Genomic DNA, 15,404 nt, shown 5'->3' with positions numbered 1-15,404 from the left:
GCTTCTCGCAAAAACCCCAAAAAACTAAATTCTTTAAACCAATCGTAATTATTTACTACTTCCGCCGAATTAGCTCCTGCATGGAATTCTAAAAACTTCTCTAATTGCTTTTGAATCCCAACTTGATTCTCCCGCAAGGTATCTTCGGATAAAAACTCTCGCTCGGCATTCTTTCCTGATGGATCCCCAATCATTCCTGTAGCGCCTCCCACCAAGGCAATGGGCTTATGACCTGCTAATTGGAAATGCTTTAACAACATAATAGCGGCTAAGTTTCCGATGTGCAAACTGGGCGCAGTCGGGTCAAAGCCAATATATGCCGTCGTCATTTCTTTAGCTAATTGCTCTTCTAATCCGGGAATCATGTCGTGTAACATGCCTCTCCATCTCAATTCCTCGATAAAATTACCTTGCATTTTCTTGGGTTGTCATAAATAAAATGGTCGCAAAAATAAACATATTTGCTTGAATTCGTCTACTGTTTGAATAACAATGACGTATCTCCATAACTTAAAAAGCGATATCCCTGTTCTTGGGCCTCCGCATATACCTCTTTCCAATGGTCGCCAATCAAGGCCGCAACTAACACCAATAGCGTCGATTTAGGCTGATGAAAATTGGTTATTAAGGCATCACATAGGTGTAATTCATAGCCCGGCATGATCAATAATTCCGTTTCCGCTATCCATTGTACTTGCCCACTGGCTTGTAAATAGCTGATGACGCTTTCCAATGATTCTTTGACAGTATATGTTTTCGATCTAGGCTGATAAGCAAATTCTTTGGCTAAGATAAAACCCTCTTTAGGTATTTTTCTTTCTTCTATTAAATACACCCCCGACCAATACAAGCTTTCCAATGCCCGTAAGGCGGTAGTGCCAACAGGTACAATAGGACCCACATGATTTAAGATGTCTTCCATCATAGGAATGGAAAAGATCAATTGTTCCCGATGCATGGGATGATTAGCTACATTTTCTTCTTTGACCGGAAGAAAGGTTCCTGCCCCCACATGCAAGGTGATGAAAGTACTATGGTGTCCTTTGTTTGGAATTTGATCTAATAATGCTTGGGTAAAATGAAGGCTAGCTGTGGGAGCTGCTACCGCACCTAATTCTTTGGAGAATATGGTTTGGTATCGTTCTTGGTCTTCTTCATCTAAATCTCTACCCAAATAGGGTGGGAGAGGGATTTGACCAAAGGCATTTAATATCTCCGCAAATAAATGTGCGCTGTTCCAAGTAATTTTTACCCAATTTTTTTCTCGGTCTATCCAGTGTAATGCCAATTGGATTTCTTCATCATCCATCTTGATTACTTGTTGCAGGATTTCACCTTCTTTCCAACGTTTTTTATTTCCAACCAAACATTCCCATTCCACCTCATGCTGGGTTTCCATGGTGATTTGAGTAGCCATTTGAGATGCCAAAGGCTTCAATAAAAAAAGCTCAATCGTAGCTCCCGTTGATTTTTTGAGATGTATTCTTGCAGGGATTACCCGAGTATTATTAAAAACAAGTAAACTGTTGTTTGGTATGACATCCAAAATATCATAAAAATGATGATGCGAAATCTGGCCGTTTTGGGAAACCAATAGTCGAGAAGCATCTCTACTAGGACTAGGATGTAAAGCGATGTTGGATTCAGGTAAATGATAATCAAATGCCTGAATCGATAAAGGGGCTAATGTAAGCTTCATTATTCTTCCAAATAATCCGAATAGGTCAGTAAGCGAACAGGTAGATAAGCAATCCAAATAACCAATGCGATGATTCCTATGATGGGATAATAGGAAAAGTCTTGGTTATAAGTTCTTTCGTCGTTCAGTAAAAGCAAGGCTCTTAATACCAAAATCATGTAGGTATTAATCAAAGCGGGCAACAGGTGCAACCAATGCCCCAAAGTTTCTTTGATCTTGGTTCCGCCTTTTTTCTTAAAGGTATAAAATAAGCTAGTGAATTGGGAATCCGGTATTTTCTGGATGTTTTTGATTAAAAGCAAAGCGAGCATATTAATCAGGGTCATGATGCCTGCCGTCAAATAAAATACTTCTTCTTTAGGTAGAAATCCATCGCCACGACCGGTCTCGCCAAAATGTACAGCTGTAGGATCGGGTAAGCCACGGTATATAAATAGAAGAGAGACCCCAAATCCAATGATGGAAATGATGCGCCATACTCGAGAAAAGAAATGATCGATCGACATACGTTGATTAAAATGTCCACAAAATTAGGTCTGAAAATCTAACTGACCTAATCTTTGTTTTCTTTCCATGGGGAAAATGATAATTATACCTCATTCTTGTTATTCAGGCTTGAAAAAAGTAGATTTGTACCTGATACAAAAGAGCCATGGCAATCTATACTAAAAACGGAGATAAGGGTTTTACACGGCTTGCTGATGGAAATGGTGTATCTAAATCGGATTTGCGAATTGATGCCATTGGTGATATCGATGAGTTGAATTCCTATTTAGGTTTATTGAATACACAGCTGTCGGATGCCTTGAATACCAAAGTACTCGGTATTCAAACGAGTTTATTTGTTCTCGGGGCTCATGTGGCCAGTGATTCTACCGAATTTTTAGGAAATATGAAGCTCATTGAGCTTCATGATATTGTAGCGCTGGAAGGATTAATTGATGAGATGGATGAAGTACTAACACCCATGCGAGTCTTTATTCTGCCCGGTGGTCACGAGACAATTGCCTTGGCACAAGTTTGCCGCACTGTTTGCCGCCGTGCAGAACGCAGCCTTATTAGATGGGTTCAAGCGGAAGAAAAAGAAGAAGCTTATCAAATATCCATCGCTTATTTAAATAGATTATCGGATTATTTATTCATGATGTGCCGTTATCTCCATCATTCTTTAGGAATTCCTGAAATCCCTTGGAACTCTGGTAGGTAGCCAATAAGATTTAATATGATGCAAATAGAAATAAAACCCATAGCCCAATCTCGAATCAATGAGGTTGATTTTGATCACTTAGTTTTCGGTCGCAGTTTTGCTGACCACATGTTAGTAGCGGATTATGCCGATGGCGCTTGGCAAAAAGTAAGCATTCAGCCTTACGGCCCATTGAGCTATCAGCCAGCCATGATGTCCTTGCATTATGGACAGGCTATTTTTGAAGGAATGAAAGCCTATCGCTCCAAGCAAGATGATATTTTGGTTTTTAGACCAGAAGAGAATTTCAAACGTTTCAATAAATCTGCCCTTCGGATGTGCATGCCAGAAGTCCCTGAAGAGATTTTTTTAGGTGGATTGAGGCAATTATTGCAAATGGATAAGGCATGGGTTCCAGCTAAAGAAGGTTGTTCCTTATACATTCGCCCTTTCATGTTTTCTACGGATGAGTATGTGGGGGTTTCACCTTCTAATACCTATAAGTTCATCATTTTCCTTTGTCCAGTAGGTTCCTACTATGCCAAGCCATTGCGTGTTCGTGTGGAAACAGAATACATTCGCGCAGCTAAGGGTGGCGTAGGATTCTCTAAAAACGCTGGAAATTATGGGGGATCTTTATACCCAACGCAGGAAGCCAATAAAGCAGGTTACGATCAAATCATTTGGACAGATGCCGCTACCCATCAATATGTAGAGGAAGCGGGAACCATGAACTTGATGTTTGTGGTGAATGGCGCTCTTGTGACTGCTCCTACGGATGATACTATTTTAGATGGTGTCACCAGAAAGTCAGTCTTGCAAATAGCCAAAGACTGGGGTGTGAAAGTAGAAGAAAGACCTCTTTCTGTGAAGGAATTGGTGGAAGGAATCCAATCAGGAGCTGTGACAGAAGCATTTGGTGCTGGAACAGCCGCTGTGATTGCCCCGATTCAAGTCATTGCTTTTGAAGGGATAGATTATGAATTACCTGCCAGAAAAGAAAGTGACTTTTCTTCCAAAGTATTTCATGAAATTAATCACATCCGTTTAGGTGAGGTAGCTGATACCCGCCAGTGGATTTGGAAAGTCTAGTTTATTTTAGAAAATACTAATTGAATACCTGGGTCTTTGGGAGTACCCACATCTTCCAAAATGACCTGGGTATTTTCATTTTTCCAAACAATTTTTTTGGCATTTCCTCGGCCATTTCCATATATATTGCCCAAATATTCTTTAAAATTGGCGGTCAAATCCAATACCTCATCTTGTTCTTCCAGAAAGATATTCAATAGGATACCTTTTACTTGGTTGTTCTCATCGGGCAAATAGGTAATGTCCACAAAGTTTAAATCCGTGTCATCGAAGAATTGAGTATAGGATTTTCCCACGCTGGGTTGAGTTTCTGACAATTCTACTTTTTCAGCAATTGTCGACATATCCTGCCCCCAAGATACATTCCGGATGATACCTGCAGAACCCAAGGTGATTCTTTGCAATAATGGGGTACTTTCATCCCATGCTTTCTGCTTGGCTTGCTTTTTTGATTCCTGAGAATGCTGATTTGCCTCCTGTTTATCCGTGGTAGTTTGACAAGCATTTGTAATTATCAATAAACTGATAATGAGTGTAAATACTAAAAAGTTCAGGAATACGCTTGATTTAGGGTTCATTTGAGGGAGAATCAACAAGGTGAAGTATTTGAATTACTAAAATTAAAAAAATTCAAATTTGATATATTCTGTTTTTAGAAAAATAGTGTTATTTTTGTTCAAAGATTTTTATGTTTGATACGTCAAACTAACAATATTTAAGATTATTAGTGGTTAGGTATTTTAAAAAGGAGCCGGTCTTTGACTGGCTTTTTTTTTAGAATTCACGTCCTAATCCCACCACAAAGCCATATTTGCCTCCATTATTAAAGGGCAGCGCCATCTTCAACACAAAGTTGTAATAAGTAACGATATCGAGTCCAACTCCGTATCCAAACAACCATTTGTTGGCATAATGACTTTTAGTCTCAAGTCGATTCGCTTGATTTACATAAGCCAAATCCAAAAAGGCAGTAGGATAAATGGATAAGGGCATTTGGTTAAATTGTTTGTACGGTATGAAGGACAGGGGAATAATCTGTTTATACAATTGGTATTTCCAGGTGTTTCTCGACAAGAAATAATCGGTTCCGTCCACTACTTTCAGTTCGAAACCTCTCACGACCTCATTTCGATACCCCAAGCCCCTTTGGTTGGCATAGGGTACAGTAGCGCCTTCTTGCGTTATTTTTCCTTTAAATTGACTGCTGAAATAAAATTTTTTGCCTAAATCAAAATAGTAGGACAGACCTGCATTCATCTCCCAGAAATTTATTTCATCTTGGGGTAGAACACCGAATTTTTGAAAACTAATATCAATCTTTTTACCTACCAAAGGATACACGACATAATCTCGGAAATCATAGGAAAAGGTATAACCCAATTGCATGAAGTTTTGCTCATTGGATCTTCCCTGAAAATAGACAGGATTGAGTTTCGTTATGGTATCTGCCACTAAATTGTGGCTGTATTTGACTTCAAAGGTTTGGAAATCATAAAAACGAAATCGCTTTCTGAAGCTAATTCCGCCACTCCATTTTTCACGTAAAATATTTTCAGTACCTAAATAGACCAGCGTATCTGCTTGTGTCTTGTAAGCGATGTTTTTGCTGGTTAAATAATCTAGATTAAATCCAATACCCAATGTTTTTTTACGGTCTACATAGGGATTGTTATATGAAAATTCCAATCGCTGAGAAAATCCTGTTTCTGCTTTTAACATCACTTTTTCAGCCCTCCCTCGAAAGTTGGTATGCAATAAATGGACTCCATAAATGGCTCGATCCAAAGGATGCCCTCGGGCCCACCATTCATTTAAATTCCGGTCTGCCAATTGAAAAACGGGGTATGCCAGAAAATACCACTGTTCTAATACATCAAAATTGATGGATAATTTTCCGCTTTTGGTTAGGTGATATTCCGAACGGACCCAAATGAATAAATTGGTATTCATGAGTTTTCTCCGACTGAATTCCAGTTTTTTATCTATTTCATTTAAATCCAGTAGGTCGCCTTCTTTGAAATCCAATTCACGACTCAGGATACTTCTTTTACTGCGCTCATTACCTTTGAATTGTATGCTATCCACTTCAACCATTTGCCCCCATAAACCAGTAGATAATCCTAGTCCAAGGCAAATGAAGATGCTGAAAATGAAAACATTAGGCGGCAAAAAACGTCTCATGCATCTAATTTAGTCAAAAAGCACAGCTATTATTTTACCAGGGTATGATTTATTCAAAAAGTATGCTGGCTGGATGCAGACTCCAAGCCTCTATTTTTTCTTGAAATTTTTTCTCAATCGCCTGTCTTCTGATTTTCAAAGTGGGTGTGATGCATTGGTTTTCGATGGTCCAATCATCTTTCAAAATGACCATTTTCGACAAATGTTCATAGTTTTTGAAATGAGGTTTAAGGCTGCTTTTAATTTCATCCAAAGCCATTTCTACGCTGTTTTTATCTGCTTTTTTGCCTTCTGCATTCAAAATAATTAAAGCCAAAGGTTGAGGTAAATTGGTGCCTACCACGCAAGCTTGTTCGATCCATTCATGCGATAAAATCATGTTTTCAATCGGAGCAGGGGCCACATACTGACCTTTACTGGTTTTGAAATTATCCTTGACCCGACCTATGATGGAGATAAATCCTTCCGAATCTAAGGCCGCCATATCGCCAGTTTTTAGCCATGGGCCATCAAATAATTCCTGAGTTAATTGGGGTTCTTTGTAATAACCAGAAGTATTGTATGGAGCCTTCATCAATAATTCATGTGTTTCTGGATCTAATTTAACTTCACAAGTAGGCCAAGGTTTCCCAACGGTCCCCAAGCGAATTTGATCTCCTGGCATCAAGGAGTTAAAACCCATATTTTCTGTCATGCCATAAGCTTCTTGAATCTTTAATCCAAGTTTTTGAAACCAAATCAATAGTTCCGTGGGCATGGGTGCCGCGCCAGTCACATTCAGTTTGGTTTGATCTAAACCCAAACCAGCTTTGATCTTCTTTTGAATGAAAATATTGAGAATGGGAATTGCCAGTAAAAGTTGCAAGCGTTTTTGCCCTCCTATTTTTTGCAAAATGCCTTCCCTGAATTTGGACCAAATACGAGGTACGGCTAAGAAATGGGTAGGTCGACAAGCCACTAAGTTATCCTTAAAGCTGTCTAAGGTTTCCACAAAATAGATGCTTCCTCCTGATGCAGTGCCAGCGAACTCCACAAAGTTTCGTTCAGCAATATGACATAAAGGAAGATACGATATAAATCGATTATTAGGTTCTTGTAAAAATGCCGCTTCTTTGGCTATGTTGATGACTTGGGCTACACCTCCATGCTGCAACATAACGCCTTTGGGAGAACCTGTTGTACCAGATGTATACACGATGGTACACAATTCATCAGCTTCTGCCTGATAGTAGCTCTCAATAGGCTCTGTTTGGGCTTCTATGCTAGTCCAATGAGATTCCGATATTGTACTCTCGTGTTCAGGAGTAAAAATCAAGGTCATGTTGGCCGGAATGCCTTCTCGTAGGCTTTTCCAATGGTCTAATTTTCCAACAAAGAGAATTCGGCAGTCGGAATGTACCAATACCTGATTCAATTGGTCGGCAGTTAGGGTAGGATAAAAGGGAACCGAAACTGCCCCTGCGGCAGCAATGGCTAAATCTGCCATAATCCAATGGGCACAGTTTTTCGACAAAATGCCCACGTGCTTTGGCCGCTGATTATCTAAATTTTGACGCAGGTAGTTAGCTATTTTACTGATTTGGATAGCTACCTCTTGATAGGTATAATCTTGAAAATGGGGTCCGACAGGCTGCTTTAAATAAACAGCGTTTGGCTGATGTTCTGCCCAATAAAGAAAATTCTCCAGGTTACTGCGGTAGTTGTCAATCATGAACAGGGGCTATTTCTAAGGTTAGTCCTTAAAAATAAAACTTAATTCCTTTATTTCATAGACTTGTTCACCAACGGGTTTTTCCATGATTAAAAGGCCTTGTGCATTGACTCTTAGAATCTTACCAACAAATTCATGTTGGTTGTCTTGATAGCTATGCCATTCTTGAAATCTAAATAGTTTTTGATGGTATGCTTCATCTAAAAAATGGAATTTTTGCGCTAAAAAATGTAAATATTCTTGTTCTATTCCTGCCGAGATGTGCTTGTAGATGTCTAGTAAATCAAAGGATTGAGGTGATTTCATCCAAGATTTGAGGGAGCAAGCGCGTAAATCTGCAAAATTGGTTTGGTTGATGTTTAACCCAATCCCCACGATGGAAAAGGTCCACTGGCCCGATTGGAAATTGTTTTCGATTAATATACCCCCCAATTTTTTTCCATCTAAATACAGATCGTTGGGCCATTTAATACTCAGTGGGAGTTTTTCGCCATAGTTTTCGTTGGCCCAATTTTGAAGACCGTTCAGGATACCTAGCGCTACCGCCTTGCTCAGGTAGAATTGGTTTTCCAATAGGGAGTGGGGTGGCTTAAGCAAAAAAGACAGCAACAAGTTTTGGTCTGCTTCCGCCTGCCAAGTGTTCCCTCTTTGTCCTCTACCCGCACTTTGATGCCCAGCTACCCACGCAAATCCCTCGGGAATATTGCTTTCCAATGACTCTTGAAAAGCCATGGAATTGGTGGATGGGCAGGTGGGAATGTATTTCGCCAATTTGCCTATGAACCGGGTTGGTGCGTGGTAATTGTTCAAATTTATTTGTAATTTTAAGCTTGTGTAGAACAAATTTAAATTTTTAATCGTTAAGATAGTTCTCTATAAACATTTAGATCAAAATAATATATGCGTAAAAGTTCCATTAAGTCCCCCAAAGAAGATATATCAGAAGAAATTGTGAATTGGGTAGTCAAGGGGATGCAAGAAAAGAAGGCACAGGAAATCATGGTATTGGACTTACGCGGTGTACAAAATGCCTTTACGGATTTTTTTGTGATATGTTCCGGTACTTCAGATACCCAAATTGATGCCATTGCCGACTCTGTTGATAAAGAAATATGGGAAGCAGGTAAACTGCATGCTCATTCCATTGAAGGAAAAGCGAATCGCGAATGGATATTGATGGATTATTACGACGTCATCGTTCACGTATTTTTAAAGGACAAAAGATCCTTTTTTAAATTAGAGGAATTGTGGGGAGACGCTAAATTCACCATCATTCCTGATTGATTATTTGGAAATTGTAGATTTTTTCCAATAAAAGAAACTTAATCACACCACTACATTGTTACAAGCCCAAATAGATAACCAATGGCAAAACAAGTAAACAATTCAAAGAATACAAAGAGGTCAGGAATTCCCCCTCGATTACCTAAAAAACCTGTTGGAGGCATGCAAAGCTGGATGGTCATTGGTTTGATGATCGCCGTAGTAAGTATGTTTTTCTTTACCAAACAACGTACCCTTCAAGAGATTTCTCAGAAGCAATTTGAGTCTATGTTGATTCAAAAAGAAGTAGAAGGCGTGACCATCGTCAATGATAAATTGGTGGAAGTGAATCTGAAACCGAATTTTGTTACTAAGTACTTTAAAAACTCACCGCAAGGACTTATTTCGGTGAAACAAGGTCCACATTTTGAGTTTGAAATTATTTCAAAAGAAGGTTTTGAACGTTTTTTAGAAGATAGACAAAAGGCCTTTCCTCGTAATGAGCAGATCATGGCTAAGCCAGAAACTCGCACCGGTCCATTGGATTGGTTGGGTACTTGGGGCTTCTTTATACTAATGGGTTTAAGTTTTTATTTCCTTTTCTTCCGCATGGGAGGAGGTGGCGGTGCCGGTGGACAAATCTTCAATATTGGTCGTAGTAAAGCTACGCTGATCGAAGGGGAGTCGAAAGTACGTGTTACTTTCAACGATGTTGCTGGTTTGGATGAAGCGAAAGAAGAGATTCAAGAGATTGTCGAATTCTTAAAGTTTCCTAAAAAATTCACGGATTTAGGAGGTAAAATTCCAAAAGGCGCCTTATTGGTAGGCCCTCCGGGAACAGGTAAAACCTTATTGGCTAAAGCTGTAGCTGGAGAAGCTGGGGTTCCTTTTTTCTCCCTTTCAGGTTCAGATTTTGTAGAAATGTTTGTTGGGGTAGGAGCTGCTCGTGTACGTGATTTGTTTAAGCAAGCCAAAGAAAAAGCACCATGTATCATTTTCATTGATGAAATTGATGCAGTAGGTCGTTCTCGTGGACGTGGTTCTATGCCAGGTGCTAACGATGAAAGAGAAAATACCTTGAACTCCCTATTGGTGGAGATGGATGGTTTTGCTACGGATTCAGGAATTATCATCATGGCGGCAACTAACCGTCCTGATGTATTGGATTCAGCACTATTACGTCCGGGTCGTTTTGATCGTACCATCAGCATTGACAAACCCGATATCATTGGTCGTGAGGCTATCTTTAAGGTACACATCAAGCCACTAAAATTGGCTAATGGAGTTGATGTAAAAGAATTAGCAGCTCAAACTCCAGGTTTTGCTGGAGCGGAGATTGCCAATGTATGTAATGAGGCCGCCTTGATTGCAGCACGTAGAAATAAAGTAGCGGTAGAAATGACTGATTTCCAAGAGGCTATGGATCGTGTGATTGGTGGTTTGGAGAAGAAGAACAAATTGATTTCTCCAGAAGAGAAGAACATAGTTGCCCACCATGAAGCTGGACACGCTATTGCGGGTTGGTTCTTGGAACATGCCAATCCATTAGTAAAAGTGTCTATCGTTCCTCGTGGCGTGGCGGCATTGGGTTATGCTCAATACTTACCGAAAGAACAGTTCTTGTATCGTACGGAGCAGTTGATGGATGAAATGTGCGTAACGTTGGGTGGTAGAGCAGCCGAAGAAATTATTTTTGGAAAAATATCTACGGGTGCCCAAAATGATTTAGAGCGAATTACCAAATTAGCTTATTCCATGGTGACTGTTTATGGGATGAACGATAAGTTGGGTAATATTTCTTATTACGATTCCAAAGGAACGGAATACCAATTTAATAAGCCATATTCTGAAACTACAGCCCGTGAAATTGACGAGGAAGTACGTAAGATTATCGCGGAAGCTTATAAGAGAACGCTTGCTTTATTGCGTTCTAAGAAGTCAAAATTGATTATTTTGGCAGAGCAATTATTGAAAAAAGAGGTATTGTTTCAAAGTGATTTAGAAGCTTTGGTCGGTCCTCGTCCATTTGAACAATTAACTTCTTATCAGGAGTATATCAAAGGCGAGACGGAAAAGAAGCGTAAGGAAGCCAAGGATGAGCGTGATTTAGCTGAAAAAGCAGAATCTGCACCTCCATTGGAAGAAGTCAAAAAAACGATTAAAAAGCCTAGAGCAAAAGCGGTAAAAAAGGAAGAAAGCACAGCTTCCGAAGATATTGCCAGCGAAACGGCCGTTTAACTAATGTTGGGGTGGCTTGTCCACCCCTTTTTTTATGGAACATATTCAGGTAGCAAAGGGTAAAAAAGTCTATTTCGCCTCTGATTTCCATTTGGGTTTCCCGAATGAAAAAGAAAGTAGGGAGCGAGAAGCTTTTTTGTTAAACTGGCTGGATCAAGTTCAAGTGGATGCCCAAGCCATTTTTCTATTGGGTGATTTATTCGATTTTTGGTTTGAATATCAAAAAGCTGTTCCTAAAGGTTTTGTTCGTTTTTTAGGTAAACTGGCTGCATTATCGGATGCAGGTATAGAACTACACATTTTTGTGGGTAATCACGATTTATGGATGTATGACTATTTCCATGAAGAATTAGCAGCTAAGATATACCGCCACCCTGAACGCTTTCTATTATTATTCAGCGACGGATCTAACAAAACGATATTCGTAGGTCATGGGGATGGATTAGGGCCAGGAGATTACGGATACAAGGCCTTGAAGCGGGTGTTTACTAATAAAGTTGCTCAGTTTTTATTTCAATGGCTACATCCAAACTTGGGGATTCGATTGGCGCATGCTTGGTCCAATACCCGAAAGACGAATGCCATCACTGAAGGAGTAGTTCCCTTTCATCCTGAAACAGATTATATTCTTCAATTTGTGAAGGAACAATACCAACAAGACCTGAATCATCATCAAGTAGCTTCTAGTTATATTTTCGGACATCGGCATCATCCCATCGCGTGGGAACTAGGAAATGATGCAACTTATTATAATTTAGGGGATTGGTTTAGTCCAGCATTATGTAATGCTTACTTTCTACGTATTGACGCCCATGAAAACTCTTTCCAGAAATATTCAGCTTCTTAGTTGTCTAGTATGCTTATTTCTTAGCATTTCTTTCTACTCAACCGCTCAAAATTCCACGGAACATTGGCGACCCGCTGTGCATTTTTCTCCAACCAAGAATTGGACTAATGATCCCAATGGTTTGATCTTTTTCAAAGGCTATTATCATTTATTTTTCCAACATAACCCCCAAGGGAACGACTGGGGAAACATGAGTTGGGGGCATGCTCGCACTAAAGATTTGTTGCATTGGGAGGAACTGCCCCTGGCTATTCCACATGGGGAAGAATTCATTTTTTCAGGTTGTGTGGTTTGGGATAAAGACCACGTGTCAGGATTAGGAGACCCCAAGAAAGAGCTATTAGTGGCTATTTATACGGCAGATTATCCTAATAAGAAGCAAGAGCAACATTTGGCCTATTCCAATGATGAAGGCTTGACATGGAAGAAATATGATCATAATCCGATTTTGGATATACAATTATTGAACTTCCGTGATCCCAATATTATTTGGCATGAAGCCAGCAAGCAATACGTGATGTCGATTGCTAAACCCTTAGAGCGATCTGTTCAGTTTTATGGTTCAAAGAATTTATTGAAATGGGATTTACTCAGTGAATTCAGTAATCAAGGAGAGTTGGAGATGATTTGGGAATGCCCATCCTTGGTAGAACTGCCGATTGAGGGGCGGGAAAAGGAAAGCAAATGGGTCTTATTTAATTCATCCCAAGGAGTTCAAAAAGGTTTTGTCGGGATGCAGTATTTTGTTGGAGAATTTAATGGCAAGACCTTTACCAATGAAAATTCGAGTGATACAAAATTATTCGTTGATTTTGGAAAGGATTTTTATGCCGCAATTCCCTTCTACAATACGCCAGAAAAAGAGGTGTTGTGGTTAGCCTGGGCCTTGAGTTGGCAATATGCCAAAGAGCAGCCAACCAATCCTTGGAAAGGGCAAATGTCATCTGTTCGAAAACTAAGTTTAGTGGATACTCAGGATGGTTTACGCTTAAAACAGGTATTCCAACCTGATTTCAATCAAATGGAGCCCACTTTTATGGCAAAAGATATCTCGATTTCAAAACCAAAAGTTGTGAATGGCTTTAAAATGCTGCAGGGGAAATCTTACATGATTGACGTGGAAGTAGAGGAGACCAATGCCGATCGCTGGGGATTGAAGTGGCAATCGGTGGATAATCCTCAGGAGTATACTTTGGTAGCTTTTGATGAAATTAAAAAACAATGGTTCATTGATCGCTCTCATTCTGGGAAGATTTTAAGTCCTGGATTTTTCAAGGTAGATTCCGCCCCATGGGTGGAAGGAAGGTCTCGCCATATGCGCGTTTGGGTTGATCATTCCATGCTAGAGCTTTTGGCTCAAGATGGTACGGTAGCCATTTCATCGCTCCGCTTTCCAGTATCTGCCAAGGAAAATCTAACTATTTTTTCGGACAAGGGTAAATTAGACTTAAAACAAATTACGATTTGGGAGGTGAAGTAAGGTTAATTAGCACATTTTATTTTTGTATCTTCGTTTAATTTAATAACTCAAACTAAACACATCTCATGTCTCAATTTGCTAATCGTGTGGAGGTCATGTCTGAACTTGCCAAAAACATGGACGCTTATGTCCAGGAGTATTTGAATCCAATTGAATCCAATTGGCAGCCTTCTGATATGTTACCTGATTCAACGAAAGAAAATTTTTTGAGTGAGGTAAAATTATTGCAAGAAGCTGCACAGGAGCTACCTTATGATTATTGGGCAGTATTGATTGGAGATACGATTACAGAGGAAGCTTTGCCTACTTATGAATCGTGGTTAATGGCGATGGATTCGGTGAACCAAGTTGAGGATCAAGGTCAAGGTTGGGTTCAATGGATTCGTAGCTGGACTGCCGAAGAAAACCGTCATGGTAATTTGCTTAGTACCTATTTATACCTTTCTGGTAAAGTGGATATGCGTGCTATGGCAGTTTCAACCCAGTATTTAATTGCAGATGGTTTTGATATTGGAACCTCTTCTGATCCATACAGAAACTTTGTATATACTTCTTTTCAAGAGATGGCAACCAATGTTTCTCACCGTAGAACAGCCTCGTTAGCTAAGCAGCATGGGAATCCACAATTGTCTCGTATGTGTGCTCAGATTGCTGCGGATGAATTGCGCCATGCCAAAGCATATCGCCGATTTGTGAATGAAATTTTCAAATTAGATCCTTCCGAAATGATGTTGGCATTTGCTGACATGATGAAAAAGAAAATTGTGATGCCAGCCCATTTCTTACGTGAAATTAATGGCCAAAAAAGTTCTTTATTTGAGCATTTTTCGGACGCGGCACAGCGAATCGGCGTGTATACCACACAAGATTACGTGACCATCATGCAAGGTTTGATTCAAGATTGGGAAGTAGAAAAAATCACAGGCTTGAATGATGCGGCTGAAAAGGCTAGGGATTATGTAGCTGCTTTACCGGCTCGACTAGAGCGTTTGGCGGATCGTATCAAAATTCCAGAATTGGCTTATCCATTTACTTGGATTGCCTAAATAATTCGAAATAAAACATGTCAAAGAAGTTATCCATGGACGAGCTTAATCGGCTCGATGTTCCTGCTTTTAAAGCATTGGGAAAATTCCCCTATGTGCTTATCATGGATGACATTCGTAGTATGAATAATATTGGCTCTGCCTTTCGAACGGCAGATGCGTTTCGATGTGAGAAGATTTATTTGTGTGGCATCAGTGCGCAGCCTCCGCATCGAGAAATCACCAAAACTGCCTTAGGTGCCGATGAATCGGTCAACTGGGAATATTGTTCAACAGCATCTGATTGTATCGCGCTATTACAAGCTCAAGGCTATAAGATTGTTTCTGTGGAACAGGTGGAAGCTTCTCAATCGCTTCAAGATTTCAAACCTGAAACTGGTGTGAAGTATGCCTTTGTTTTTGGGAATGAAGTATTTGGAGTTCAAGATGAGTGGATTGCTGCTAGCGACATTTGTCTAGAGATTCCTCAATTTGGCACCAAACATTCGCTCAATGTATCAGTGAGCTTAGGAATTGTGGTTTGGGATTTTGTCTCAAAAACCCAGTTTAACTAAGATTTATTCTTATTTTTCTTTTTGGAGAAAAACTTAACACAAATAAATTTTTATTCCTGTAAATCTTTTCTAGATTTAGGTCTATCGTTATAAACATGTATGAGCAA

General features: G+C 39.7%; 15 protein-coding genes (1 of these 15 only partly in view). 8 read left to right on the top strand and 7 right to left on the bottom strand.

Going from position 1 to position 15,404, the window contains the following annotated elements; translation table 11 throughout:
* The 3 genes in view from tyrS to U0R11_RS11720 are tightly spaced (at most 59 nt apart) and all read right to left on the bottom strand, a layout consistent with a single transcriptional unit that may run on beyond the window.
* A protein-coding gene (gene tyrS, locus U0R11_RS11730) for a tyrosine--tRNA ligase (RefSeq protein WP_406751866.1) crosses the window boundary here: on the bottom strand, positions 1–416 show its start. It extends 877 nt beyond the left edge of the window; the window shows 416 of its 1,293 coding nt (coding positions 1–416); its start codon is at positions 414–416; the stop codon falls past the left edge of the window.
* Positions 417–475: 59 nt separating this feature from the next.
* On the bottom strand, positions 476–1,699 hold the full coding sequence (locus U0R11_RS11725) for an S-adenosylmethionine:tRNA ribosyltransferase-isomerase (RefSeq protein WP_406751865.1): 1,224 nt from the start codon (positions 1,697–1,699) through the stop codon (positions 476–478).
* Positions 1,699–2,205: an SdpI family protein gene (locus U0R11_RS11720; RefSeq protein ID WP_406751864.1), complete on the bottom strand. Its 507-nt coding sequence runs from the start codon at positions 2,203–2,205 to the stop codon at positions 1,699–1,701. Before U0R11_RS11720 ends, U0R11_RS11725 begins: the two co-directional genes overlap by 1 nt.
* Positions 2,206–2,351: 146 nt before the next feature.
* Between U0R11_RS11720 and U0R11_RS11715 the strand changes: the two genes are divergently transcribed.
* Together U0R11_RS11715 and U0R11_RS11710 are read left to right on the top strand one after the other, a co-directional pair.
* Positions 2,352–2,906 (top strand): cob(I)yrinic acid a,c-diamide adenosyltransferase, encoded by a 555-nt coding sequence (locus tag U0R11_RS11715; RefSeq protein ID WP_406751863.1) that lies wholly within the window; start codon positions 2,352–2,354, stop codon positions 2,904–2,906.
* Between the two features lie 15 nt (positions 2,907–2,921).
* Positions 2,922–3,977 carry a branched-chain amino acid aminotransferase gene (locus U0R11_RS11710; protein WP_406751862.1) on the top strand — a complete coding sequence of 352 codons (1,056 nt, stop codon included), beginning with the start codon at positions 2,922–2,924 and terminating at the stop codon, positions 3,975–3,977.
* Here the strand turns inward: U0R11_RS11710 and U0R11_RS11705 are convergent.
* The 4 genes from U0R11_RS11705 to U0R11_RS11690 form a co-directional block, all read right to left on the bottom strand.
* Positions 3,974–4,555 carry a hypothetical protein gene (locus tag U0R11_RS11705; protein WP_406751861.1) on the bottom strand — a complete coding sequence of 194 codons (582 nt, stop codon included), beginning with the start codon at positions 4,553–4,555 and terminating at the stop codon, positions 3,974–3,976. The genes U0R11_RS11710 and U0R11_RS11705 overlap by 4 nt on opposite strands.
* A 196-nt stretch (positions 4,556–4,751) precedes the next feature.
* Positions 4,752–6,158 (bottom strand): BamA/TamA family outer membrane protein, encoded by a 1,407-nt coding sequence (locus U0R11_RS11700; RefSeq protein ID WP_406751860.1) that lies wholly within the window; start codon positions 6,156–6,158, stop codon positions 4,752–4,754.
* 49 nt (positions 6,159–6,207) lie between these two features.
* Entirely contained in the window at positions 6,208–7,869 is a 1,662-nt protein-coding gene (locus tag U0R11_RS11695; RefSeq protein WP_406751859.1) for an AMP-binding protein, read from the bottom strand.
* Between the two features lie 21 nt (positions 7,870–7,890).
* Positions 7,891–8,640: a biotin--[acetyl-CoA-carboxylase] ligase gene (locus U0R11_RS11690; RefSeq protein ID WP_406751857.1), complete on the bottom strand. Its 750-nt coding sequence runs from the start codon at positions 8,638–8,640 to the stop codon at positions 7,891–7,893.
* 129 nt (positions 8,641–8,769) lie between these two features.
* Here U0R11_RS11690 and rsfS point away from each other — a divergent pair, with 129 nt between their 5' ends.
* From rsfS to U0R11_RS11660, 6 genes are all read left to right on the top strand, one after another.
* Entirely contained in the window at positions 8,770–9,153 is a 384-nt protein-coding gene (gene rsfS / locus U0R11_RS11685) for a ribosome silencing factor (protein ID WP_406751856.1), read from the top strand.
* Between the two features lie 81 nt (positions 9,154–9,234).
* Entirely contained in the window at positions 9,235–11,370 is a 2,136-nt protein-coding gene (gene ftsH, locus U0R11_RS11680; RefSeq protein WP_406751854.1) for an ATP-dependent zinc metalloprotease FtsH, read from the top strand.
* A 34-nt stretch (positions 11,371–11,404) separates the two neighbouring features.
* Positions 11,405–12,217: a UDP-2,3-diacylglucosamine diphosphatase gene (locus U0R11_RS11675; RefSeq protein WP_406751852.1), complete on the top strand. Its 813-nt coding sequence runs from the start codon at positions 11,405–11,407 to the stop codon at positions 12,215–12,217.
* A 76-nt stretch (positions 12,218–12,293) separates the two neighbouring features.
* Complete coding sequence (locus U0R11_RS11670) at positions 12,294–13,697, top strand: glycoside hydrolase family 32 protein (RefSeq protein WP_406751851.1); 1,404 nt, start codon at positions 12,294–12,296, stop codon at positions 13,695–13,697.
* Between the two features lie 65 nt (positions 13,698–13,762).
* Complete coding sequence (locus U0R11_RS11665) at positions 13,763–14,743, top strand: acyl-ACP desaturase (protein ID WP_406751850.1); 981 nt, start codon at positions 13,763–13,765, stop codon at positions 14,741–14,743.
* A 17-nt stretch (positions 14,744–14,760) separates the two neighbouring features.
* A complete protein-coding gene (locus U0R11_RS11660; RefSeq protein WP_406751849.1) occupies positions 14,761–15,297 on the top strand; it encodes a TrmH family RNA methyltransferase in 537 nt (178 codons plus the stop codon).
* Positions 15,298–15,404: the final 107 nt, after the last annotated feature.

It is taken from the genome of Aquirufa salirivi (genome assembly GCF_045310485.1).
In the GTDB taxonomy this organism is placed as follows: Bacteria; Bacteroidota; Bacteroidia; order Cytophagales; family Spirosomataceae; genus Aquirufa; species Aquirufa salirivi.
The sequence above is the reverse complement of the archived record's forward strand: the minus strand, read 5'-3'. Positions and strand labels throughout refer to the sequence as shown.

Coding starts and splice junctions, on each gene's coding strand:
- U0R11_RS11720 (WP_406751864.1), bottom strand. CDS start 2,205: ATGTCGATCGATCATTTCTTTTCTCGAGTATGGCGCATCATTTCCATC.
- U0R11_RS11705 (WP_406751861.1), bottom strand. CDS start 4,555: ATGAACCCTAAATCAAGCGTATTCCTGAACTTTTTAGTATTTACACTC.
- U0R11_RS11715 (WP_406751863.1), top strand. CDS start 2,352: ATGGCAATCTATACTAAAAACGGAGATAAGGGTTTTACACGGCTTGCT.
- U0R11_RS11675 (WP_406751852.1), top strand. CDS start 11,405: ATGGAACATATTCAGGTAGCAAAGGGTAAAAAAGTCTATTTCGCCTCT.
- U0R11_RS11665 (WP_406751850.1), top strand. CDS start 13,763: ATGTCTCAATTTGCTAATCGTGTGGAGGTCATGTCTGAACTTGCCAAA.
- U0R11_RS11700 (WP_406751860.1), bottom strand. CDS start 6,158: ATGAGACGTTTTTTGCCGCCTAATGTTTTCATTTTCAGCATCTTCATT.
- ftsH (WP_406751854.1), top strand. CDS start 9,235: ATGGCAAAACAAGTAAACAATTCAAAGAATACAAAGAGGTCAGGAATT.
- rsfS (WP_406751856.1), top strand. CDS start 8,770: ATGCGTAAAAGTTCCATTAAGTCCCCCAAAGAAGATATATCAGAAGAA.
- U0R11_RS11695 (WP_406751859.1), bottom strand. CDS start 7,869: ATGATTGACAACTACCGCAGTAACCTGGAGAATTTTCTTTATTGGGCA.
- U0R11_RS11725 (WP_406751865.1), bottom strand. CDS start 1,699: ATGAAGCTTACATTAGCCCCTTTATCGATTCAGGCATTTGATTATCAT.
- U0R11_RS11710 (WP_406751862.1), top strand. CDS start 2,922: ATGATGCAAATAGAAATAAAACCCATAGCCCAATCTCGAATCAATGAG.
- U0R11_RS11660 (WP_406751849.1), top strand. CDS start 14,761: ATGTCAAAGAAGTTATCCATGGACGAGCTTAATCGGCTCGATGTTCCT.